This is a genomic window from Nocardia sp. PLKS1-43 (assembly GCF_059510335.1).
In genome coordinates this window covers 525,205-547,678 of record NZ_JCAJZQ010000004.1, presented here as the reverse complement: position 1 = coordinate 547,678, position 22,474 = coordinate 525,205, and the positions used below count along the sequence as shown (strand labels likewise).

The following is a 22,474-nucleotide window of genomic DNA, read 5'->3' as shown; positions in this document are numbered from 1 at the left end:
CCTGGTCCGCGGAGTCGTCCGGGCCAGAACCGCTCTGCTCGTAGCCATTCGGGCCGGGATGCCTCTTTCCGGCCGCCCCCGGCCCCGCACTGCCCTTATCGGGCCCGTTCGCGCCGCGCTCACCTTTGCGCACGTCTCCCGGATCCGCACCGCCCTGCTCGGATCCATTCGGGCCGAGCGTGTTTCCACTGCCCAGCCCTGCCTCACCCAGGTCCGGCCCGCCGGGTCCGGAATCGCCGTCCCCAGCACCGGCCGGTACGGAATCGCTCGGCTCACTCACGCTCAGCCGCCCAGCAGGAAGTCGATGTGCAGCGCGTTGAAACTCTTCGGGTCCTCGTACTGCGGCCAGTGCCCGCAGTCGGGCAGCACCTCGAAGCGCGCGCCCGGGATCATCGAGGCGATGCGGCGGCCCTCGGCGACGTCGGCGGTGGGGTCGTCACTGGTCCACAGCACCAGAGTCGGCGCGGTGATCCGGCCGTAGTCCTCGGGGGACACCAGATTTCGCTGCCGGATCTGCGGATCCTGCAGCGCCATGATGTCTTTCATCGCCGCGACGAATCCGGGCCGGCGGTAGATGCGCTGGCGGCTCGCGACGACGTCGTCGTAATCCTTGGTCTTGTCGGCCATCAGCCAGCGGATCCGGGCCTGCACGGTTTCCCAGGTCGGATCGGAGACCGCGGCCATGGACAGGGTGACGATGCGCTGCATCACCTCGGGGTCGGCCTGGGATCCCCCGGCGGTGTTGAGCACCAGCCGGTCGACGCGATCGGGATGATCGATCGCGGTGCGCGTGGCCACCCAGCCGCCGAGCGATTCACCGCTGATGTGCGCCCGCTCGACGCCGACCGCGTCGAGGAACGCGATCAGGTGCGCCACATAGTGTTTCACCTCGAGCGGGTGGCCCGGCCGGGCGGTGTAGCCGTGCCCGAGCATATCGATCACCCAGGTGGAGAAGTGCTCGGCATGCGCCTCGAGGTTCCGGGAGTATGCCTCGACATGTCCGCCGGATCCGTGTAGCAGCACCAGCGCCGGTTTGTCGCGGTCGCCCGCGTGCAGGTAGCGGGTGCGCACACCGCCGACGTCCAGATACCCCTGGGCGAACGCGACGCCCTGGAGATCGCTCCAGATGCTCTCGTACTCCGACAACTCGTAACCTCCATGATCCGCACCTGCCCGTCCCGTCGGCTCGATCGGGCGCGATAGATGTTTTCGCTGTTCAGACGTCCGCTGACGTTCCGGTCGCGGCGGCGTGCCCGGCCCGGAAGCCGAACACCATGCCGGGGCCGATGGTTCCGCCCGCACCGCCGTAGGCCCGGCCGGTGACGCCCGCCATCGCGTTGCCGACCGCGAACAGGCCCGGGATGACCTCGCCGTCCACGTGCAGCACCCGCCCGTCGCGATCGGTGCGCGGCCCGCCCTTGGTGCCCATCGCGCCGACCGTGATCGGCACCGCGTAGTAGGGCGCGTTATCGATCGGGCCGAGGGTGCGGCCCGCGGCCGTGGTCGCGTTCTCATCGCCCCACCAGCCGTCGTACGCGCTCGACCCGCGGCCGAAATCGGGATCGACGCCGGCGGCGACATTGCGGTTCCAGGTCTCGACCGTCGCGGCCAGGCGTTGTGGGTCGATGCCGGTCTTCGCGCCCAGTTCGTCGAAATCCCTGGATTCACAGAACCATTCGGGCACCGGCTCGCCGGGTGCGACGCCCAGGAAGCCGTACCTGCGCAGATGTTCGGCGTCGAACACGATCCAGCCCGGATCGTTGACGTAGCCGCCCTTGGGATCGAGGTAGTGGAACGCACCGGCCATCGAGTTGTACTCCGAGGCCTCGTTCACGAACCGCCGCCCGGCGCGGTTGACCATGATGCTGCGCGGCCGGGTGCGCTCGAGCCGCACACTGCGGCTGCGCGGTTTGCCCTCGATGGTGTCACCCGGGATCTGCACGACCGGAACCCACCACGCCTCGCTCATGGTGCCCAGGTCCGCGCCGTGTGCCATCGCCATGCGCAGGCCGTCACCGGTGTTGTTGGGCGGGGAGACCGGGCCCGACATCGGGCCGCGCAGATAGGCGCGGACGAGTCCCGGGTCCCATTCGAAACCGCCGGTCGCCAGCACCACACCCTTGCGGCCCCGCAGAATCGACTCGCCTCCGGGCGTTTCGATCCGCACCCCGGTGATCGTCCGCCCTTCCGAAAGCAGTTCCACCGCACGGGCTTTCGTGCGCGGCACGATTCCGGCCTCGAGCACGCCGAACAGCAGCCCGGCGACCAGCGCGGCCCCGGCGACGACCAGATCCGTGGACTCGGTATCGGTTCCGGCGTGCAAGCGCGCCCGGGTCTCCGCGTCGAAGCCGACGTTGCTCCAATCCTCCGGGAAGGCGGTGATCCGATCGCGCCACTCCCCCAGCCGGGACCGGTCGAAGGCGACCGGACTCAGCGAACGCCCGCCGCCGGGCCGCCCCCCGGGCAACTCGGGCTTGTAATCCGGGAAACCGTCGGCGATCTCGAAGCGCAGGCCGCTGTGCTTCTCGACGAATTCGACCATCCGGGCGCCGGTGCGCACGAAGGTCTCCACCAACTCGTCGTCCATCGAATTCAGCGACTGGGCATGCAGATAGCGCAGCGCGTCCTCGACGCTCAGCGGCCCGTCCGGAGATCGGTCGTGGGCCGGAATCCACGCGATGCCACCGGAAACCGCGCTGGTCCCTCCGACGGTAACGGCCTTCTCCACGATCGCCACCGAGGCGCCGTGGGCCGCGGCGGTCAACGCGGCGGTCAGACCGGACGCGCCACTGCCCAGTACGACGACGTCGACCTCGGATTCGGATGTGCCGTCGTCGATTGCACGACTAGCCATGAGACCTCCATTTGCGAATGTGAAGAATCATATTCTCGTCAGTTGGATGTGGCAATCTGCTGCCGGATCAGCCGCTTGCGCACCTTGCCGCTCGGCGTCCGCGGGTAGTCCGCGACCTCGAACAGCCGCTCGGGCCACTTCTGCAGTGCGACGCCGGCGGCCTGGAAATGCCTGCGCACGGCCTGGACCGAGGGCATGACACAACCGGGCCGGATCCGCAGCACCGCGCCGACGGTCTCGCCGAGCCGCTGGTCCGGGACGGCCACCACGACGGCCTCGGCCACCGCGGGCAGCGCGGCCAGCACCTCCTCCACCTCCACCGCGCTGACGTTCTCGCCACCGCGGATGATGACGTCGGATTTGCGATCGGTGATCGTCAGATGACCGTCCGGATGCAGTACGCCGATATCGCCGGTGTGGTACCAGCCGTCGGCGTCGAACACCTGCTCGGTCAGCTCCCGATCGGTGTAGCCCAGGCACAGATCCGGTCCGCGACTGAGGATTTCGCCGTCGTCGGCCAAGCGGATCTCCACGCCGGGAAGCGGCCGCCCGTCGGTGCACAGCCGCTCGAATTCCGGTGCGGCGTAACGGGATGCGGTGATCGAGGGATGTTCGGTGCTGCCGTAGGCACGGAAGGCGATCAGCCCCAGATCGGCGAGCCGGCGCGTGACCGCCGCCGGAACCGCCGAACCGCCCAGGCCGACATACCGGACGTGATCGAGATGAGCGGGCGTGAAGTCCGGATGATCGAGCAGACTGGTGACGAAATAGGGCGGACCACCGCCGACCGACAGTCCGTATTCACTCATCAGCGCCAGCGCGTGACCCGGTTCCCAAACATCCAGCAGATGAATCGCCTTGCCGCTCAGCACCGGCAGCAGGAACGCGCCGAGCATGCCGATGAAGTGGCCCACCGGGGTAGCGGTGAGCTGATCTCCGTCGTCAAGAGCGTTCTGCTCGGCCAATTGCCTTGCCTCACAACCCAATGTCTGGTGACTGTGCAGTACGCCCTTCGGCGCGCTGGTGGTTCCGGAGGTGAAGGCGATCAGCGCCGGACCCGCGGGATCCACCGCGACCGTGCCGGTCATCGGCTCGTCGGCCAGTAGCGCGTCGAAATCGCGTCCGACCACGCCCACCACCGGAACCTGCGCCGCCAGTGCGGGATCGAAGGCGCGCGCGCCGAAGCGCTCCGCGGTCAGGTATGCCGCCGGGCGAACCGTGGTCAGGATGTGCGCGACCTCGCGGTCGCCGTAGAAGTGCACGATCGGCACCACCACCGCGCCGAGAAAGGATGCGGCCCAGAAGGTCGCGGCGGCCTCCATCCAGTTGGGCAGCTGGAACGCGATCGCGTCGCCGGGCCGCACGCCGCGGGCGCGCAGTCCGGCCGCGAGCCGCCGCGCGGTGCGTTCGACCTCGCCCAGCGTGCCGGACCACGGCCTGACCTGGGAATGCACCCGGAATTCGGCCTCGGGCGCGGCGGCCAGGCCGCGGCTCAACAGATCGCCGAGCGTCTCGGGGCGCCACCAACCCGCGTGCTCGTAGCGGCGTCTCAATTCCTCGGGGATGGTTCGCATCTCAGCTCTCCCTCGCTCGGCCGTCGGAGCATCCCTCTTCGATGGCGACGAGAATATCGTTCTCGTCAGATGCAAAGGTCACTTTCGCAGAAAATGCCCGGAAATCCCTCGAAACGTTGGCGCTTCAGCCTGAAAATGCCCCTCGGATTACGTTGCCGGTCGCCATCTTCGGGACCTTGCGGCAACTTCGGTGCGAGAGTAGTGTTCTCTTCCACCGCAAGGAAAATTCTTCTATGGCGAGATCATGAAGCGGGCCGATGTCGTGCGCATCGGCCGCTGCGGCAACCAGCGGGGACGGGTGAACCGTCGCGGCGGCAGCGCCACCCGGGGAGAGAGATTGGAAGTCAGCTGTGGGACGTGTTGAAGGCAAGGTCGCGTTCATCACCGGTGCCGCGCGCGGGCAGGGCCGCAGTCACGCGGTCCGCCTCGCCGAGGAAGGCGCCGACATCATCGCGGTGGATCTGTGCGAGGACATCTCGACCATCGGATACCCGCTGGCGCGGCCCGAGGACCTCGAGCAGACCGCCAAATTGGTTACCGCGGCGGGCCGCCGGGTGGTGACCGCCAAGGCGGACGTGCGCAGCGCCGAACAGTTGCAGACGGCGCTCGAGACCGGCATCGCCGAACTGGGACGGCTGGATATCGTTGTCGCCCAAGCCGGTGTGGCCGGTATGAAGGGCCAGCCCGCCATGCAGGCGTGGACCGATGTGATCAATACGAACCTGATCGGCACCATCAACGCCATCCAGGTTTCGCTTCCGCACCTGAGCGAGGGCGCCTCGATCATCGCGACGGGGTCCACCGCAGCGCTGATGGACATCTCCAAGGTCGATCAGCCGGGCAAGGATCCCGGCGGCTCGGCCTACGTGCACTCCAAGCGGGCACTGACCGCCTACGTCTATGAACTCGCGCGCCAGCTCGCCGAGCGCGGCATCCGCGCCAACGTCGTGCACCCCACCAACTGCAATACGCCGATGCTGCAGAGCGAACCGATGTATCGCTCGTTCCGCCCGGACCTCGAACACCCGACCCGCGCGGACGCGGAGCCGGTGTTCGGCGTGCAGCAGTCCATGCGCATTCCGTACGTCGAACCCGAGGACATCAGTAACGCCGTGCTCTATCTGGCTTCGGACGAGGCCCGGTACGTCACCGGCTCGCAGCTGCGTGTCGACGGTGGCGGCTATCTGAAGTTGTACGACTACCACATGTGATCGCCCCCGGCCGCGCCCTCGCCGCGCATCGCACACGCGGTGCCGGCGAGGGCGCACCGAATCCGTGAGCAGCGGAGGAAGAACAACGTGAGCATCGAAGACACCACCGCCGAGCAGGACCGCAAGAAGGTCCGGTACAGCTTCGACCGGCACACCCCCGAATACCGGCACCGGTTCGAGGAGATCACCCAGGAGATGCAGGCCAAGTGCCCGGTCGCCTGGAGCGACACACACGGCGGGCACTGGGTGGCCGCGGACAGCACGTCGGTCTTCGAACTGGCCCGCTGCCCGCACGTGTCCAACGACCACGACCTCCACGGCGAACGCAAAGGCTACAAAGGCATTTCGATCCCCACCGCGCAGCGTGCCCAGGCCGTGCGCGGCGGCATGCTGGAGATGGACGATCCCGAGCACCGGCTGTACCGGCAGGTGCTCAACCCGTATCTGTCCCCCGCCGCGGTCAAGCGCTGGGATCCGGTCATCGACGAGATCGTGCGCGCGAGCCTGGACGAGAAGATCGAGTCCGGCCACATCGATTTCGTGGACGATCTGGCCAATATCGTTCCGGCCGTACTGACGCTGGCCATGCTCGGCATTCCGCTGCGGCGCTGGTCGCTCTACAGCGAACCGGTGCACGCCGCGGTCTACACCCCGGAGAGTTCCCCGGACGCCGCCCGCGTCGCCGAGATGCACCGCGCGATGGGCCTGGACCTGCTGAACAACCTGGTCGAGATCAAGGAGAAGCCGCGGCCGGGCCTGGTCGACGGCCTGATCAAACTCCGCATCGACGGCGAACCCGCGCCGGATCTCGAGATCCTGGGCATGCTCGGCCTGCTCATCGGCGGCGGATTCGACACCACCACCGCGCTGACCGCGCACTCGCTGGAATGGTTGTCCGAACATCCGGACGAGCGCGAGACGCTCAGCAAGGAGCGCGAGCACCTGCTCGATTCGGCCACCGAGGAATTCCTGCGCTACTTCACCCCCGCACCGGGCGACGGCCGCACCATCTCCGAGGACGTCACCATCGCGGACACCCAATTCGCCGAGGGGGATCGGCTGTGGCTGTCCTGGGCGATGGCCAACCGCGATCCGCAGGTGTTCCCGGACCCCAACGATGTGATCCTGGACCGAAGGGGCAACCGCCACTTCAGCTTCGGGCTCGGCATCCACCGCTGCATCGGCTCGAACGTCGCGCGTGCGGTGTTCAAGAAGATGCTCACCGCGGTGCTGGACCGGATGCCGGACTACCGATGCGATCCCGAGGGCACCGTGCACTACGAGACCATCGGCGTCATCCAGGGAATGCGGCATCTGCCGGCCACCTTCACCCCCGGCAAGCGCCAGGGCGCGGGACTCGAGGAAACCCTGGAGAAGCTCCAGAAGATCTGTGACACACAGGAACTCGCCGCGCCGGTGACGGAGCGGCCCGATATCGCGCGCATCGACTGACGCGGACGGCACACCCGGAAGAGAGCGGATGAGCAGATTACTGGCCGACGGGACCCGTATCCCCGTCATCGACGCGAGCGTGCACATCTTCTTCGGATCGAACCGCGATATGCGCGGATTCCTGCGTGAGCCGTTCGCCAGCCGGGGCATCCCGGATGTGGAGATGGACTGGTACGGCGCGCCGGGCGGCGAGTACGCCCCGGGCACCCGCGGACCGGCCAAGCAGTATCCGGGCTCGGATCCCGAACTGGTCGGCGAGGCGCTGTTCGGCGGGCGCGGGGTGGATGTGGCGGTGCTGCATCCGATGACCCGCGGCATCCTGCCCGACCGGTACCTGACCACGGCGATGCTGGCCGCGCACAACGAGATGATGGTCTCGCGGTGGCTGGAAGCCAATCCGTACGCCGACCGGTTCCGCGGCACGATCCGGGTCAATCCGGAGGACATCACCGGTGCGCTGCGCGAAATCGACAGGTGGGCAAGCCATCCCGGCGTCGTGCAGCTCGGGGTGCCGCTGCAGTCGCGGGAACTGTACGGCAAACCCCAGTTCTGGCCGCTGTGGGAGGCCGCCGCGCACGCCGGCCTGCCGGTCGCGGTGCACAGCGAGACCGGGGAAAGCATCGCGTTCCCGCCGACCCCGTCCGGGCACACCCGCACCTACGAGCAGTACCTCGGATTCACCTCGCTGAACTACATCTATCACCTGATGAACATGATCGCCGAGGGCGTCTTCGAGCGGGTCCCGGAGCTGAAGTTCGTCTGGGCCGACGGCGCGGCGGATATGCTCACGCCCTTCACCTGGCGGATGGACACCTTCGGGCGCCCGCATCTCGAGCAGACCCCCTGGGCGCCGCGGATGCCGAGCGACTATCTGCCCGAACACGTGTACTTCGTGCACAACAGTCTCGACGGTCCGGGCGAGGTCGACTTCGCCGCCGAATGGCTCGACTTCACCGGCAAACAGGACATGGTGATGTTCGGTTCCAGCTATCCGCACTGGCACTGCGGCGACATCGACCAGCTGCCCTCCGCGCTCACCACCGAACAACGCGAAAAAGTCTGCTGGCGCAACGCATCTCGCCTCTACGGAATCGACGTCCCGGCCACCTCGGCCACCGTCTGAAGGAGGGGACCAATGACCCTGGCTCATCAGCAGCATCGGGCACCGGCCGCGGAGCGGACCGCGGTTCGGGTGGTCGATTCGGACGTGCATCCGGTGCCACGCCGCGGCGAGCTCGTGGAATACCTTCCCGAGCCGTACCGCAGCTCGTACTTCCTGAGCCACCGCGTCGGCGACACCATCATCTACGACGCCCCGGACTACGCGCACACCTACGCGATGCGCGCGGACACCTTCCCCGAGGGCGGCGAATTCCCCGGCAGCGACCCGGAATTGGCGTTCCGGCAGCTGATCGTCGACGCGGGGTCCGATATCGCCATCCTGGAGCCGACGGTGAAGGCCACCCGCCTGCCCGAGGCGACCTCGGCGATGGCCACCGGCATCAACCACTGGCTGGCCAACCACTGGCTGGACGCGAAGAACAACTGGCATCAGCGGTGGCGCGGCTCGATCTGCGCGGCCATCGACGATCCGGCCCAGGCGGTGCGCGAGATCGAGCAGTGGGCCGGACATCCGTTCATGGCGCAGATCCTGATCAAGGCCGAACCGCGACCGTCGTGGGGCGATCCGAAATACGACCCGATCTGGGCCACGGCCACCAAACACGATCTGGTGGTCAGCTGTCATCTCGGTCGCGGCGCGTACGAGACCATGCCCATGCCGCCGGTCGGATTCCCCAGCTACAACCACGATTTCATGGTCACCTACTCGCTGCTGGCGGCGAATCAGATCATGAGCCTGATCTTCGACGGCGTCTTCGACCGGCATCCCAAGCTGCGCATCGTCTTCGTGGAACACGCGTTCACCTGGATTCTGCCGCTGATGTGGCGGATGGACGCGATCTACGCCGCGCGCAAGTCCTTCACCGGGATTCGGCGCAGGCCCTCGGAGTACGTCAAGGAGCACATCCGGTTCACCACCCAGCCGCTGGACTACCCCGAGGACAAGACCGAACTCACCCGGGCGTTCGAGTGGATGGAGGCGGACAAGATCCTGCTCTACTCCTCGGACTATCCGCACTGGACGTTCGATGATCCGCGCTGGCTGGTGAAACATCTGCCGGTGCACGCGCGCGACAAGGTGATGTACCTCAACGGAATCGAGACCTATCACCTGCCCGAGACCGTGCCCGCCATCGACGGCCGCAGGCCGGTGTTCTGATGGCCGCCGAACACCAAGCGGCACAACCGGATCCGCCCCGCCTGGCGCAGGGCCGCGAGCACGTCGTCGCGACGGTCGAGGAGATCCCGCCCGGATCGTCGAAGGTGGTACCGATCGGGCGGCACGGCGTCGGGGTCTACAACGTCAACGGAACGTTCTACGCGATCGCGAACTACTGTCCGCACGAAGGCGGTCCGCTGTGTTCGGGCCGGGCGCGCGGGCGCACGATCGTCGACGAGTCCGTGCCCGGCGACCAGGTCATGGTCCGCGATCAGGAGTACATCTACTGCCCGTGGCACCAGTGGGGTTTCGAGCTGGCGACCGGAACGACGGCGGTCAAACCGGAATGGAGTATCCGCACCTATCCGGTGCGGATCGTCGGCGATTCCGTCGTCGTGCTGGCGTGAGAAAGGATGTCCCATGCCCTCGGTGACGGTGCACGGCGGCGAGGTCGTCTACGAAATCCTCGGCGACACAGGCGATCTGGTCGTCCTGACGCCGGGCGGCCGATTCGGCAAGGATATTCCCGGGCTGCGCCCGCTGGCCGAGGCGATCGTCGCCGGCGGCTATTCGGTACTGCTGTGGGATCGGCCCAACTGCGGCGCGTCGGACGTGCAGTTCTACGGTCGATCCGAATCGCATATGCGAGCCGAGACGCTGAACGGCCTGCTGGGCGCGCTGGACGCCGGACCGTGCGTCCTCGCGGGCGGCTCGGGCGGCGCACGCGATTCGATGCTCACCGCGATGCTGTATCCCGAGCGGGTGAGCAGGCTCGCGCTCTGGAATATCGTCGGCGGGGTCTACGGACTGTTCAATCTGGGCGCGTTCTACGTGCTGCCCAGCCTGCAGGCCGTGCGCGGCGGCGGGACCGAGGCCCTGCTGAAGATGCGGGAGTGGCGCGAGCGGGTCGCGGCCAATCCGCGCAACGAGCAGCGCCTGCGGGAGCTGGACCGGGACGAGTTCATCAAATTGTCGCTGCGCTGGCTCAACGCGTACGTGCCCAGACCCGGGCAGACCATCGCCGGGGTGGACGACGAGATGTTCGACCGAATCACCGTGCCCACCTTGATCATTCGCGGTGGCGTCGGCGATCTGGACCATCCGAAGCGGACCTCGCTCGAGGTGAGCTGCCTGATCGAGGGCTCGACGATCATCGACCCGCCGTGGCCCGAGGACGCCTGGGAGCGCGCGGTCGAGGACCGGGGCAGCGGGCGCGTCGATCACTTCAACCTGTTCGACACCTGGGTGCAGGCGGCCCCGCCGATCCTGGATTTCCTGGGCCGCTGATGACGCAGGCCTTCGCACCGGTCGCCCGCCGATCACCGGGTGCTGATGCGGACCTCGCAGTTGAGCGCCGCCTCGAGCGCGGTGTGGATGCGGCTCTCGGCAACGCGTTCGAGGTCGGCGGCGGGCAACGTGACGTGCACGATGTCGAAGCCATCGGTCCCCGCCTCGCGCTCGACCTCGGCGGTCAGGCCGAAACCGGCCAGCACGCCGTGCGCGTCGTCGTCGGTGCCGCGGCTGACGTAGGTCACCGCGGCGGCCACCGGGTCGGTGCCGAACGCCGCGGCGCACCGGCGAACCACCTCGCGCACAGTGGTATCGGCGTCCTCGGTGTCGACCAGCATCTGCACCTCCCGTCGCGGCGGAAGATCCGCACCGCCGCCGAGGATCTCGGCCCGGATCGTCGCGGCATGTTCGCGCAGGGCGCTGAGCCCTTCCGCCCACCGGGCCGCGGACAGCTCCCGGGCCGGGTCGACATCGATTCGCAGCACCGCCGTTCTCATATCGGCAAGCGTAACCGCAACCAGCGGCCCCGCTTCCATCCACCGGCCTGTTTCCAGCCGAAAGAGGTTGTCATGCAAGAGATTTTCGACCCCGCCGCGGAACTCGCCGCGGTCGCCGCACCCGGTGTGGAACCCCGCCTGCTCCGCCCTGGAACGGAGGTGGAGGATCTTGCCGCCTACCGCGCGAGCGGGGGGTACCGCACGCTCGACTCGGCAGCCGATCTGCTCGGGGAAATCCGGCACAGCGGGCTGCGCGGCCGCGGCGGGGCGGCGTTCCCGGCGGCGATCAAACTGGGCTCGGTGCGCGACGCGCGGTTGCGCGGCAGCGCGACCGTGGTCGTGGCCAACGGCGAGGAGGGCGAACCCGCCTCGGTCAAGGACCGCTGGCTGCTGTGCCGGCGCCCGCATCTGGTACTGGACGGCCTGCGCCTGGCCGCCGCGATCACGGGTGCGAGCCGGGCGTACGTCTACGTCTCCGACCCCGAGGCCGCGCAGCGCGTCGACGCGGCACTGACCGAGCTGGACAGCACCGACATCACCCGGGTGCGGATCGAATTGGTCACCGTCGCACCGGGTTACGTCGCCGGGGAGGAGACCGCGGCGATCCGCGCGATCAACGGCGGGCCGGCCAAACCCTCGGACAAGCCGCCGCGACCGTTCGAATCGGGCGTGGACGAGCTGCCCACGGCGGTCTGCAACGTGGAGACCCTGGCGAATCTGCCCTTCATCCACCGGCACGGCGGGCAGGCGTTCCGCGAGCAGGGCACGTCCGGATCGCCCGGCACCTTCCTGGTGACGGTCACCGGCGGCGGCCGCGGCCCCGGCCTCTACGAGCTCGCGCACGGTGCGCGATTCGCCGATTTACTTGCCTTGCATCGAATTTCGCCGCAGGATGTGCGCGGGGCGCTGATGGGCGGGTACTTCGCGGGTATCGCCGATCGCGCGATCCTGCACGCCACGCTGGATCACGAAACGATCCGCGGCCTGGGCTACGGCCTCGGCTGCGGCGCGATATCGCTGATCACCGCCGAATGTCCGGTCGCCGTCGCAGCCGCGGTGCTCGGATATTTCGACCGGGAGAACGCCGGACAGTGCGGTTCCTGCTTCAACGGCACCGCGGCCATGGCGGCGGTGGCGGCCGCACTGCGCGACGGACGCGCCACCGACGCGGATATCGAACGCCTGCAACGCTGGTCGGTGGTGCTGCGCGGGCGCGGCGCCTGCGGCACGCTGGACGGCGCGTGCAATGCCGCCGCCACTGTGCTGAGCCGGTTCCGCGCCGAGGTCGACGCCCATCTGCACGGCCGGTGCCCGGATTGCGCACAGCGGACCTACCTGGCCGATCGGCCGTTCGACGCACGAGAGGTACTGGTGCCGTGAAGATTCGACTCGACCGGACGCTGTGCGACGGATTCGGCATCTGTGCCCGGCACGCACCCGGCTACTTCTCCCTGGACGACTGGGGGTACGCCTCGCTCGAGGGTGACGGCGTGGTCGAACCCGGCGACCGCGACGGGGTGATGCGCGCCCTGCTGGACTGCCCGGCGCACGCCATCACGCGGGTCACGGAACCCGAAAGCTGAACCATCGCAGCGGCTTCGGTCGGGCCGCCCAACCCGGCTCCGCGACCGGACGGCCCACCGGCAGCTTTCGGACACCGCGACGACCGGATCGTCCGGCTTCCGCAACAACTGACCGAATTCGGTGCGGGGCGGGCGCGAATCCGCGGCGCCTCTCCGACACCCGTTTCCGGACGTGGTGTCGCAACCCGCGACACAGGGGCGAACCCGCTGTGTCGCAACATGAAAAGCTTGTGGCCCGGCGTATACCGCCGGGCCACAGGCTTTTTCGGGTATCCCGGATGTTCAGCCAGCACTCTCGCCGGTGTCGCGGGCGCGCCAGATCTGGACCGCGAGCGTCGACATGTCCAGCGTGGGACTGAGCTGCATCTCCCCGGTGGCCGCCTTCGCTCCGAACGCCTTGGCCACCTCCTCCGGAGCACCGCTGAGCTCGTACACCGCGAGATAGCGATGCGCGGGCTCACCGCCGCCGCCGAGGGCGCTGGGCACCAGGTCGTACCGCTCGCCGCCGACCACACCGGGCACCTTCAGCACATCGGCGAGGTGCTGGTTGTCGTACCAGTCGTTGAACGCATCGTCCTGTCCGGCAACGGCATTGGAGAATACGAGCATCTTCGAGTTCATGACTGAATCCTTTCGGGTCAGTCGCTGGCGGGAAGCGGTTTGGCTTCCTTGAGCGCCAGCGGCGTCGCACCGATGCTCAGGGTGCCCGCCCCGGCCTTGGTCACCAGCACCTCGGCGCCGGACTCGTCGACATACCGCTTGCCCAGCAGATTGCCGTCGCTGAACTCCGCGGCCGCCGATACGCCCGGTTCCGGCTTCCCGTCGATCGGGATCATGGGCACGCCTCCGGCGCGCAGATCATCCAGGCTGTCCGAAGCCCGCACGACGATCACCTCCGTATCGCACACCTGGCTCCGTAGCCGATTGCCGTTCTTGACCATTGCGATCCTTTCCTCGGCCACGACGACCGCATCCGACTTCGCCACGACACCGCCTCGTGCCGGGTGCCGCCACCTTGCGATATCGCCATTCTCTCTAAAGGAGAATAACATATCCGTCACTTGGTGAGGTCGGCGCCGCCCCACAGCCCGGTCAGCAACAGTTCGCCGCAGTGGAATACCTCCACGCCGCCGACCTCGGTCACCGGCGCACCCGCGGCGGCCAGCGCGGCACCCTTGAACGCCCGCGCGGCGGCACTGAGCCGATGCTGGGCCAGGTCGAGTCGCCCGTCGAGTTCGGCGGGCAGGTCCGCACCCCACAGCGCCACCTCGGTGCGGCGCTGATCGAGGGAGTCGAGCACGCCGCGACGCACCCGGGGGTCGTCGGCCATCAACTCCGGCGCCACGGCCACCGCATGCGGCCAGATGTCGTGCACCGGCGAGGCCAGTGAATCCTCCAGATCCAGCACCGCCGCACCCAGGATGCGCAGCGGGCGCGGGTCGGCGGTCTCGGCCAGCAGGACGGTCACCTCCCACCCGGCCATGGACCGGTCGTACATCCAGCCGCCGACGTACCGGACGGCCTGCACCGCATCGGAGGCGACCACCGCGAGCCGGTACCGCAGCAGGTGCTTGCGGGCGTGCGCGCGCCGGCCCGCGACCGAATTCGGCTCGCCGGGCGCCTTTTCGGACGGCGCGGGTTTCCGTGTGACCATGACGTCCCACCCGCTCACAGCGCGCGGTTGCGCGAAACCTGCGCGGTCGCCTGTGCCAGCGCCGCATTGACTTCCTGGACGAAGCCCACCAGCGACGCCAGACTCTCCTCGTCCTGCGGCAGGGTTTCGTCCAGCGCGGCGAGTTCGCCGAACAGCGGGGCGACGGCCACCTCCGCGCGCACCGCGACCAATTCCACCCACACCCTGCGGCGATCCTGCGAATCACGGGTCCGCCGAACGTAACCCGCGCGCTCGAGCCGGTCGATCACCGCGGTGATCGCGCCGCCGCGCGCGATGCCCAGCAACTCCGCGAGCCGGCCGGGCGTCAGCCGCCCGCGCATCCACAACAGGTTCAGACAGGTCAGATCCGCGACCGTGATACCGAGATCCGCCGCGACCGCCGAATAGAGCACCACCGTGCGGGTGGCCTGCACCCGCAGGGCCTCGCGGAGCGCGTTCAGGGTCTCCGCCCGCGCGCTGTACGTCATCGTCCGCACGTCTTTCTCCATCCATCCGGCCTTGCGGGGAACTCCGACGAGAACGACACCGGCCGAAAACGCCTCCGGCAGCGCACTCGTATAACTCAAATGAGAATAGCATTCTCTCATACGGTAATGGAGGGTTTCGACCACGATCGGACACGCGCTCCGTCCGGCCCATCGTCCGGCCACCCTGGCGGCCGGGCGGTGCGCGAGAGTATCATTCTCTCCAATGGAGATTGCTAGTCTCCAATAGTCAGGTCAGCCGAGGTCGACCCATACGACATTCCGCACGAACTAGCGAGGAGTCCCGTGAATATCGACGACATGATCCTGGTGAGCATCGACGACCATGTGGTCGAGCCGATTCACATGTTCGACGGCCATGTCCCGAAGAAGTGGGCCGACCTGGCCCCGAAGGTGATCGTCGACGACAAGGGCATCGACAGGTGGGTCTACCGTGACCGCCCGACCGGCGTCACCGGCCTCAACGCCGTGGTCTCCTGGCCGGCCGAGGAGTGGGGTTACGATCCGGCCGGCTACGCCGAGATGCGGCCCGGGGTGTACGACGTGCACGAGCGCGTCCGCGATATGAACGCCAACGGCATCCTCGCCTCGATGTGCTTCCCCACCTTCGCCGGGTTCAGCGCCGGACATCTGGCCTACTTCAAGGACGAGATCACCGTCGCGATGATCCAGGCCTACAACGACTGGCACATCGAGGACTGGGCCGGGGCGTACCCGGGGCGGTTCATCCCGCTGTCGATCCTGCCGCTGTGGGATCCGAAGCTGGCCGTCGCGGAGATCGAGCGGGTGGCCGAGAAGGGCTGTCACTCGGTGTCCATGCCTGAGCTGCCGCATCTGGACGGCCTGCCCAGCTACCACGACATCGAGTACTGGGGCCCGGTGTTCCAGGCACTGTCCGATCACGGCACCGTGATGAATCTGCATATCGGACAAGGCTTCCGGGTGCTGAACCTCGCGCCCAACGCGCCGATCGACAATCTGATGGTGCTCGCGCCCAGCGTCTCGCTGATCGCCGCCCAGGATCTGCTGTGGGGCCCGGCGTTCCGCAGCTACCCGGGTCTGAAGGTCTCCTTCTCCGAGGGCGGCGTGGGCTGGATCCCGTTCTTCCTGGACCGCTCGGACCGGCACTACACCAACCAGCGCTGGCTGCGCCGCGACTTCGGCGGCAAGCTGCCCAGCGAGGTGTTCCGCGAGCACACGGTCGCCTGCTACGTCACCGACAAGACGTCGCTGAAGTTGCGGCACGAGATCGGCATCGACAACATCGCGTGGGAGTGCGACTACCCGCACTCGGATTCGATCTGGCCCAACGCGCCCGAATTCGTGCTGGACGAGTTGCAGGCCGTGGACGCCGACGACTCGGATATCGACAAGATCACCTGGCAGAACGCCTGCCGCTTCCTGAACTGGGATCCGTTCGCGCACATCCCGAAGGAGCAGGCGACCGTCGGTGCGCTGCGCGCCCAGGCCAAGGACGTGGACACCTCCACCACCTCGCGCAAGGAGTACGCGGCGGCCTACGCGCAGCGGGCGAGCTGACCCGGGCGCACAGCTATCGTGAACCCGGTACCGGAAACTCCGGTGCCGGGTTCCCGCGTTGTCCGGTGCCGCCCGGCACCGCGATCACCCACGAGAAAGGCACGATCATGGAGCCATCGGGGTATGCCGACTGGCCGGACTACCGCGTGGACGTGCGCCGGGTCCGCAATCTGATCCGGGTCACCGCCGGGGACCGGGTCCTGGCCGAGACGAGCGCGGGGCTGCTCGTCGCGGAGCAGGATCACGGCATAGCGTTCTACCTGCCGCGGGCCGACGTTCGTTTCGATCAGCTGGTCGCCGACGAGGAGACGACCAGCCGCTGCCCGTTCAAGGGCACCGCGCGGTACTGGCGCGCGATCGACGGTGACGAGCCGATCGCCTGGGAATACGCCGAACCTTATCCCGAGGTCGAGCTGATCCGCGGGCACATCGCGTTCTATCAGGACCGGGTGCGCGTGGAGGTGGGCGTCGCCACCCCCGCCGTCAGCGCACCCTACGCGAAAGCCCGCTGACCGCAACGGTTTTCCGGCTACGAGCAGCTGTCAGGGCAGGTCCACCTTGCTGGCCAGCCAGCGTCCGCCGACCCGGTCCATGGTCATCAGGATGCGGTTGCGGTCGACCCGGGGATCCGGATTGGTCACGTTGGTGATCTGCGCGTCGACGAACAGCATCACCACGGCGTGATCGCCCGATACGGACTGCACGCTCGCGGCCACCACATGCCCCTTGCTGACCGACTTCGCCTGCAACAGAAGCGGTTTGAGCTGAGTGGCGGACTGGCTGTACATATCCTTGAACTCACCGGTCGCCCCGTTCAGCACGGTCGCGAAATCGGCGTCGATATGTGCGGAATCGATACTGGTCAGCGCGACGGCGTAATCCTTCGCCGCGGCCATGGCGGCTTGCCCGGCTGCCTCGTCGTCGTTGCGCGCCTTCAGTTTCCAGCCGAATACCGCCGCGCATACCACCGCGGCCACGAGCAGCACCGCCAGCACCGCGGTCACGGGCCGGGGAATCAGAGTGCGCCACCGGGATTTCGCACCGGTATCGGCGGTTCGGTCCGAATCATCTTCCCCAGCGGCGCTTTCCGGCTCCTCGTCCACCGAGGCTTTCTCCTCGGCCTTCGGTTTCTCCACGGTGGCGGGCTCTTTCGCAGCCACCGACGTGCTCGCGGACCCCTTCTCGTCCTGAGGAGCCGAACGCTTCGCGACCGCCGATCTCTCCGGCTCCTCGTCTGCGCTCGTCGACGGTCCGGCGGTCTCGCGGTCCTGTTCGAGGCCCGAATCCGGCACCGCCGGAACGGGTCCGGAGGCGGGCTCGCCGACGGGAGCCGAGGCCTCGTCGACCCGCCCCGACAGCTCGGTGTCCTCGTCCGGTGTCACCACCGTGGTTCGCTCGTTCATCTCAATCTCCTATCGACGGGCCTCGTGCGGGTCACCCTGCGACGCTTCGGCCTACGCGTGCGGGCCGCCGTACGGGGTCGGAATGGACAGCGGTCCGGTCGGAGTCGGATCCGATCGCTGCAACGGATTCGAGCCGGGCGGTGCGGTGGCGGTGTTGTCGCCCGGCGGCCGGGGCGCATTGGCCGCGCCGCGCACCAGATTCGGAGCCGCGCTGGTGCACCGCACGTTCAGGTACGGTTCGGGGGAATCGGGCACCGATCCCGGCAGCCGCGGGACGTTGTAATCGCAAGGGGTCCGGGGATAGATGCTGACTTCGGCCCAGACCCCGCCGTCGTGGAACGCCGAGGAGATGGCGTCGAGGGCCGAGCCGGCGCGCTGCTGCGGCCAGAAGAACTCGTTCAGCGCCGGAATGTGCACGTACGCCATCTGCGCGGTGGTCGTCAGATTCCCGAGCAGCTGCACCATGGTCGGCGAATTGTCCGCGATGATCTGATCGAGTGCGGTCGTCATTCCCGGCACGGTGTTCACCATGGTCCGGTAGCCGCCGGTCATCGAGCCGACCCCGGCCATGATCTGGGCCAGATTCCGGGACGTCGCCCGCAACCCGGGGCTCACCTGACTCATCGTGGTCAGCACCGTCTTGCTGTTGTGCAGCATCGAAACCGTCTGCGGCAGCACCGAATCCAGCGTCGAGAGCATGAACATGCCGCCGTCCAGGATCGCCGACAACTTCTCGGGCCCCTGCGGCCCCACCCCGAGTTCGGCCTCGATGGCCTTCAGTTTCGCCGGATCCAGCTGTCGCAGTGGGCCGTTGAGGTGATCGAGCAGGGTCGCCAACGGCACCGGGGTCGTGGTCCGCTCCGGGGTGACCACCGCACCGTCGGTCAGATAGGGCCCCTTGTCGGTGGTGGGCAGGAAATCCAGATACTGCTCCCCCGCCGCCGACAGGGCCGCGACCCGCACGTCCCCGCCCACCGGAATGCGCACCCCGGCGTCGATATCGACGACGGCGACGACCTTGTCGCCGTCCACGCCGACCGACTGCACCCGCCCGACCGGCACACCCCGCAACGTCACGTCCTGATTGGGCAGCAGGCCGCCGGACTGCGCCAGCTCCACCCGCACGTGGAACTGCGAATGCAGCGGATCGATCTGCAGCGACCCCAGCAGCAGATACCCCGCGCCGACCACGAACACCAGCGTCAGGCCGATCATCGAGGTCAGCAGCCGATGCCGGGCGAGCTGCCGCGCGCCGAACACCAGAACTCGCGCGGGCGGTTCGAACACTGCGGAGGTACTCATCTTCCCGGTCCCGTCACTCGTCCCGGCCCCGCCACCGGCCCGGGTGCGGGCGCCGGCCCAGGTGGCGTCACGCGGTCCTTCAATCTGTTCAGGCTGTACTCCAGCGAGCCGACGAAATTCGTCCAATCGGTGGGTGTCGGCGCGGTGGCGCCGGGATCGCCCGGATATCCCGGGTCCGCCCCCGCACCCACCGCCAGGCGGGCGACGTCGACGTTCACGTGCGCGGACTGCGCGTCGGTCACCTTCACCACGATCGGCAGGATCGCCATGAGCGGATCCAGATTCGCCTTCGGATTGTTCGCCGCGGCATTCATATTGGCGGCCATCTCGTTGACCGACTTGATCAGGCTCAGGTCGTTGGTGCCCCGCACCGAGGGATACCGCGACAGCTGCGCGCTGATCCGGTTCAGCTGACCGACCAGGTCCACGATCTGCTGGGTGTTGTCGCCGATGACCTGCAACGCCGGTCCGGCCGCGGCCACCGCCCCGTCCACATCGGGCCGGTGCGCGGCCAGGGTCGCGCTCAACTCCTTCGTGGTGGCCAGGGTCCGGCGGATCTGATCGGTGCGCGCGAGCAGACTGTCCACCAGCTGACGGGTCTGCTGGATCATGGTGGCGAGGCGATCGCCGCGCCCGCCGACCGCCTCGCCGAGGCTGTTGGCCAGGGTGGTGACGTTCTCGATCGCCCCGCCGTTCACCAGCAGGGCGGCGCGGGTGAGCACCTCCTCGATGGTCGCGGCCGCGGCGGTCGACTGTTCGGGAATGCTCGCGCCGTCGGCCAGCCGGGGCGCGTCCGGGTCCGGATGCGCGGGCGGGGTCAGCGCGACGAAGACATCGCCCATCGGTGTGGCGGAACGCAATTCGGCCGAGGTGCCGGTGGGCAGCAGCACCCCGGCCTTGATCCGCATGTGCACCACGGCGGTGTAGTTCTTCGCCTGCATCGATTCGACCTCACCGATATCGGCGCCGTTCAGCCGCACCTTCGCCTTGGTCGGCAGATTGAGCGCGTTGGCGAAAGTGGCTGTCAGCGAATACGAATCGGGGCCGACGCCCGGGGCGGGCAGCGGAAGCCTGTCCAGGCTCACCGAACACGCGGTGGTCGACAACGCCACCGCCGCGGCGAGGGCGGCGACGCGTCGTCTCGGTCCGAATGTCATCATTTTTCTCGGTATCCCTTGCTATTTCGCCGGGGCTCCAGCCATCGCGGTGAGCATCTGGCCGATGCCGAAGTCCGGCCCCATATCGCGCATCGTGCCGGTCGCGCAGCCCAGATTGTGCAGTTGCAGCAGGTTGCAGACCGACTTGACCATCTGGCCGTCCAGCAGGAATTTGTCCAGGCCGACGGTGCCGCGCAACGCGCCGTTCTTCGTGTCCAGCGCGTTGTAGACGTTGTCGGTGACCATCGGGAAGATGTCCAGGAACTCGGCCAGGTTGTCGTTGTAGTCGGCCATCGACTTGGTGACGGTGTTCGCATTGGTCGCCAGGCCGTGCAGATTATCCCGGTTGCGCTGCAACAGATCGGTGACCTGCACGAGGATCTCGACGAGTTTCCTGCCGGTGTCCCCGCTGCCGAGGTGCTGGTCGGCGAGAATCGCGCTGAGTTGGTCCACGCCCGAACCGAATTGGCGGATCTGCTGATCGTTGCGGGACGCGGCCGAGCTCAGTGTGTCCAGATTGCGCACGATCGTGGTCACCGCATCCCGGGTCGCGGCGCCGTTGTCCGAACCGAGGCGCAGCGCGCGGGACAACTCGGTCATCGCATCGCGCATCTGTTTGCCGTTACCGGTGGCGATCTGCGAGCTGACGTCGAGCAGACCCGCGACCGGCCCGTTGCCCTCACCGTCCCCGCCCAGCGACTGGGACAGCTTGTCGGCCATCGCCAGCAGGCTGTCGAACTCCACCGGCGTGCGGGTGCGGTCGGTGCCCAGGACTGCGTGATCACGCAGGGTCAGGCCGCTGTGGTAGACGGGCGTCAATTCCACGTGCCGATCGGTGAGCAGCGAATCCGAGACCGTGACCGCCATCGCGTCGGACGGGATCTTGACCCATTTGTCCACCTTCATCGTCACGTCGACGTGGGTCGGATGCGGCGTGACCGAGACGACCTTGCCGACCTTCATCCCCAGCACCGCAACGGTATTGCCGTTGTACAGACCGTTGGCGGAGGTGAACTGCGCGGTGACGGTGATCGAGGAGTCCACCAGGCCGCCCACCGGGCCGCTCGAGCACCCGGCCACCGCGACACCGGCGATCACGACGATCAGCAACTTCAGCACGCGACTCACGGAACTCACCGGCAATCCTTCAGGTACGGAGCACGATTGACCTTCTGGGCGTATCCGCTGAGTGCGCACATGAACGAGTCGATGAACGCGCCGTCGGGGCCGTTGCCCACCAATTCCTGACCGGTTCCGGTGGCATTGGCGAACAGTCGCCACGGCACCGGGAGAATCTGGAACAGATTGCGCAGCAGATCGTCGTGGCCGGCCAGCATTCCGGTCATCTGACGCAGATTGGTGAGCAGCTGCTGGATTTCGGCGCGGTCGCCCACCGCGATCGGTTCGAGCTGCTGGATCAGCGTGGTGGCGGCGTTGAGCAGATTCACCACCGCCGCCTGCCGGGAGATGATCTGCGACAACACATCCCGGCCCTGTTCGATCAATCGGGCCAGTTCGGCCTTCTGCTGCACCAGCACGTCGGTCACCTGCTGGGTGCTGGCCAGCAGTGAGCCCAGCTGATTGCGCCGATCCGCGATGACGGTCGCGAGGTCCTGGACGTTCCGCAACACCTCGGGCACCAGCTTCGGCGTCCCCTGCAATTGGGTGCTCAGATCCTGCATGGATGCGGCGATCCGGTCGGCGTCGATACCGCCGAAAGTGGTCGTGGCATTGGCCAGCGCGGTCTGCAGATCGTAAGGAACTTCGGTGTCGGACAACGGAATCACGTTGTCGTGCAGATGCCCCTGCCCCGCCGGCCGCAACTCGACGTAGCGCGATCCCAGCAGCGTGGTCAGTTTGATGGCGGCCTTGGTGTCCTTGCCCAGCGGCAGGTTCGGCTGCAGTTTCATGGTCAGCACGACGTGGTCCCCGTCGAGCCGGGTTCCGGTCACCGTGCCGACCTGAATACCGGCCAGCGTCACCGCGTCACCGGCCGAAACGCCCGCCGCCTGAGCGAAATTCGCGGTGTAGGTGTCATCGCCCACATGCAGGGAGTTCACGAAGACCGTGATGCCGACGACGACCGCGAGGACGACCATCGCGGCGACGCCGATACGCAGTTTGCCGTACTCCTCGAGCGGACGCCCGCGCATCCGCTGCCACATTTGCCT

23 protein-coding genes are annotated in these 22,474 nt (G+C 67.8%); 10 read left to right on the top strand and 13 right to left on the bottom strand.

Translation table 11 applies throughout. The features are described from left to right. Positions 1–282 precede the first annotated feature (282 nt). The 3 genes from AC5WS7_RS18185 to AC5WS7_RS18175 form a co-directional block, all read right to left on the bottom strand. Positions 283–1,146, bottom strand: a complete 864-nt coding sequence (locus AC5WS7_RS18185; protein ID WP_495955675.1) for an alpha/beta fold hydrolase — start codon at positions 1,144–1,146, stop codon at positions 283–285. 70 nt (positions 1,147–1,216) lie between these two features. Then, on the bottom strand, positions 1,217–2,854 hold the full coding sequence (locus AC5WS7_RS18180; RefSeq protein WP_495955674.1) for an FAD-dependent oxidoreductase: 1,638 nt from the start codon (positions 2,852–2,854) through the stop codon (positions 1,217–1,219). A 38-nt stretch (positions 2,855–2,892) separates the two neighbouring features. Beyond that, positions 2,893–4,428: an AMP-binding protein gene (locus AC5WS7_RS18175; protein ID WP_495955673.1), complete on the bottom strand. Its 1,536-nt coding sequence runs from the start codon at positions 4,426–4,428 to the stop codon at positions 2,893–2,895. A gap of 350 nt (positions 4,429–4,778) precedes the next feature. Between AC5WS7_RS18175 and AC5WS7_RS18170 the strand changes: the two genes are divergently transcribed. From AC5WS7_RS18170 to AC5WS7_RS18145, 6 genes are all read left to right on the top strand, one after another. Continuing rightward, entirely contained in the window at positions 4,779–5,639 is an 861-nt protein-coding gene (locus AC5WS7_RS18170; RefSeq protein ID WP_495955672.1) for a mycofactocin-coupled SDR family oxidoreductase, read from the top strand. 87 nt (positions 5,640–5,726) lie between these two features. Further along, complete coding sequence (locus AC5WS7_RS18165) at positions 5,727–7,091, top strand: cytochrome P450 (protein ID WP_495955671.1); 1,365 nt, start codon at positions 5,727–5,729, stop codon at positions 7,089–7,091. 28 nt (positions 7,092–7,119) lie between these two features. Beyond that, positions 7,120–8,214, top strand: a complete 1,095-nt coding sequence (locus AC5WS7_RS18160) for an amidohydrolase family protein (RefSeq protein ID WP_495955670.1) — start codon at positions 7,120–7,122, stop codon at positions 8,212–8,214. A gap of 12 nt (positions 8,215–8,226) precedes the next feature. Continuing rightward, the gene (locus AC5WS7_RS18155; RefSeq protein WP_495955669.1) at positions 8,227–9,372 is read left to right on the top strand and encodes an amidohydrolase family protein; all 1,146 of its coding nucleotides are present in this window, start codon (positions 8,227–8,229) and stop codon (positions 9,370–9,372) included. Continuing rightward, positions 9,372–9,779 carry a Rieske (2Fe-2S) protein gene (locus AC5WS7_RS18150; RefSeq protein ID WP_495955668.1) on the top strand — a complete coding sequence of 136 codons (408 nt, stop codon included), beginning with the start codon at positions 9,372–9,374 and terminating at the stop codon, positions 9,777–9,779. Before AC5WS7_RS18155 ends, AC5WS7_RS18150 begins: the two co-directional genes overlap by 1 nt. Positions 9,780–9,792: 13 nt before the next feature. Then, complete coding sequence (locus tag AC5WS7_RS18145) at positions 9,793–10,659, top strand: alpha/beta fold hydrolase (protein WP_495955667.1); 867 nt, start codon at positions 9,793–9,795, stop codon at positions 10,657–10,659. A 32-nt stretch (positions 10,660–10,691) separates the two neighbouring features. Here the strand turns inward: AC5WS7_RS18145 and AC5WS7_RS18140 are convergent, their stop codons facing one another. Then, positions 10,692–11,159, bottom strand: a complete 468-nt coding sequence (locus tag AC5WS7_RS18140) for a YwdI family protein (RefSeq protein WP_495955666.1) — start codon at positions 11,157–11,159, stop codon at positions 10,692–10,694. 72 nt (positions 11,160–11,231) lie between these two features. Here AC5WS7_RS18140 and AC5WS7_RS18135 point away from each other — a divergent pair, with 72 nt between their 5' ends. Continuing rightward, positions 11,232–12,539 (top strand): NADH-ubiquinone oxidoreductase-F iron-sulfur binding region domain-containing protein, encoded by a 1,308-nt coding sequence (locus AC5WS7_RS18135; protein ID WP_495955665.1) that lies wholly within the window; start codon positions 11,232–11,234, stop codon positions 12,537–12,539. Further along, a complete protein-coding gene (locus AC5WS7_RS18130; RefSeq protein ID WP_495955664.1) occupies positions 12,536–12,742 on the top strand; it encodes a ferredoxin in 207 nt (68 codons plus the stop codon). The genes AC5WS7_RS18135 and AC5WS7_RS18130 overlap by 4 nt, the downstream gene beginning before the upstream one ends. Positions 12,743–13,024: 282 nt before the next feature. On the opposite strand, the gene AC5WS7_RS18125 is transcribed toward AC5WS7_RS18130, so the two are convergent. The 4 genes from AC5WS7_RS18125 to AC5WS7_RS18110 all read right to left on the bottom strand — a co-directional run bounded on the left by AC5WS7_RS18125 (position 13,025) and on the right by AC5WS7_RS18110 (position 14,983). After that, positions 13,025–13,363, bottom strand: a complete 339-nt coding sequence (locus tag AC5WS7_RS18125) for a hypothetical protein (protein WP_495955663.1) — start codon at positions 13,361–13,363, stop codon at positions 13,025–13,027. Positions 13,364–13,380: 17 nt separating this feature from the next. Beyond that, positions 13,381–13,683 (bottom strand): hypothetical protein, encoded by a 303-nt coding sequence (locus tag AC5WS7_RS18120; RefSeq protein ID WP_495955943.1) that lies wholly within the window; start codon positions 13,681–13,683, stop codon positions 13,381–13,383. Between the two features lie 116 nt (positions 13,684–13,799). Beyond that, positions 13,800–14,306: a hypothetical protein gene (locus AC5WS7_RS18115; RefSeq protein WP_495955942.1), complete on the bottom strand. Its 507-nt coding sequence runs from the start codon at positions 14,304–14,306 to the stop codon at positions 13,800–13,802. 104 nt (positions 14,307–14,410) lie between these two features. Further along, positions 14,411–14,983, bottom strand: coding sequence for a MarR family winged helix-turn-helix transcriptional regulator (locus AC5WS7_RS18110; RefSeq protein ID WP_495955662.1), 573 nt, complete (start codon positions 14,981–14,983; stop codon positions 14,411–14,413). Positions 14,984–15,187: 204 nt separating this feature from the next. On the opposite strand from AC5WS7_RS18110, the gene AC5WS7_RS18105 reads away from it, so the two are divergent. Then, positions 15,188–16,441, top strand: a complete 1,254-nt coding sequence (locus tag AC5WS7_RS18105; protein ID WP_495955661.1) for an amidohydrolase family protein — start codon at positions 15,188–15,190, stop codon at positions 16,439–16,441. Positions 16,442–16,548: 107 nt separating this feature from the next. Beyond that, on the top strand, positions 16,549–16,953 hold the full coding sequence (locus tag AC5WS7_RS18100; protein ID WP_495955660.1) for a DUF427 domain-containing protein: 405 nt from the start codon (positions 16,549–16,551) through the stop codon (positions 16,951–16,953). A gap of 30 nt (positions 16,954–16,983) precedes the next feature. Here the strand turns inward: AC5WS7_RS18100 and AC5WS7_RS18095 are convergent, their stop codons facing one another. From AC5WS7_RS18095 to AC5WS7_RS18075, 5 genes are read right to left on the bottom strand one after another with little or no spacing between them, the layout of a single operon-like run. Beyond that, a complete protein-coding gene (locus tag AC5WS7_RS18095; protein WP_495955659.1) occupies positions 16,984–17,844 on the bottom strand; it encodes an Rv1363c family protein in 861 nt (286 codons plus the stop codon). 51 nt (positions 17,845–17,895) lie between these two features. Further along, on the bottom strand, positions 17,896–19,146 hold the full coding sequence (locus AC5WS7_RS18090) for an MlaD family protein (protein ID WP_495955658.1): 1,251 nt from the start codon (positions 19,144–19,146) through the stop codon (positions 17,896–17,898). Next, positions 19,143–20,306, bottom strand: a complete 1,164-nt coding sequence (locus AC5WS7_RS18085; RefSeq protein ID WP_495955657.1) for an MCE family protein — start codon at positions 20,304–20,306, stop codon at positions 19,143–19,145. Before AC5WS7_RS18085 ends, AC5WS7_RS18090 begins: the two co-directional genes overlap by 4 nt. Before the next feature lie 18 nt (positions 20,307–20,324). Further along, positions 20,325–21,440, bottom strand: coding sequence for an MCE family protein (locus AC5WS7_RS18080; protein WP_495955656.1), 1,116 nt, complete (start codon positions 21,438–21,440; stop codon positions 20,325–20,327). Further along, positions 21,437–22,456, bottom strand: a complete 1,020-nt coding sequence (locus tag AC5WS7_RS18075; protein WP_495955655.1) for an MCE family protein — start codon at positions 22,454–22,456, stop codon at positions 21,437–21,439. The genes AC5WS7_RS18080 and AC5WS7_RS18075 overlap by 4 nt, the downstream gene beginning before the upstream one ends. Positions 22,457–22,474: the final 18 nt, after the last annotated feature.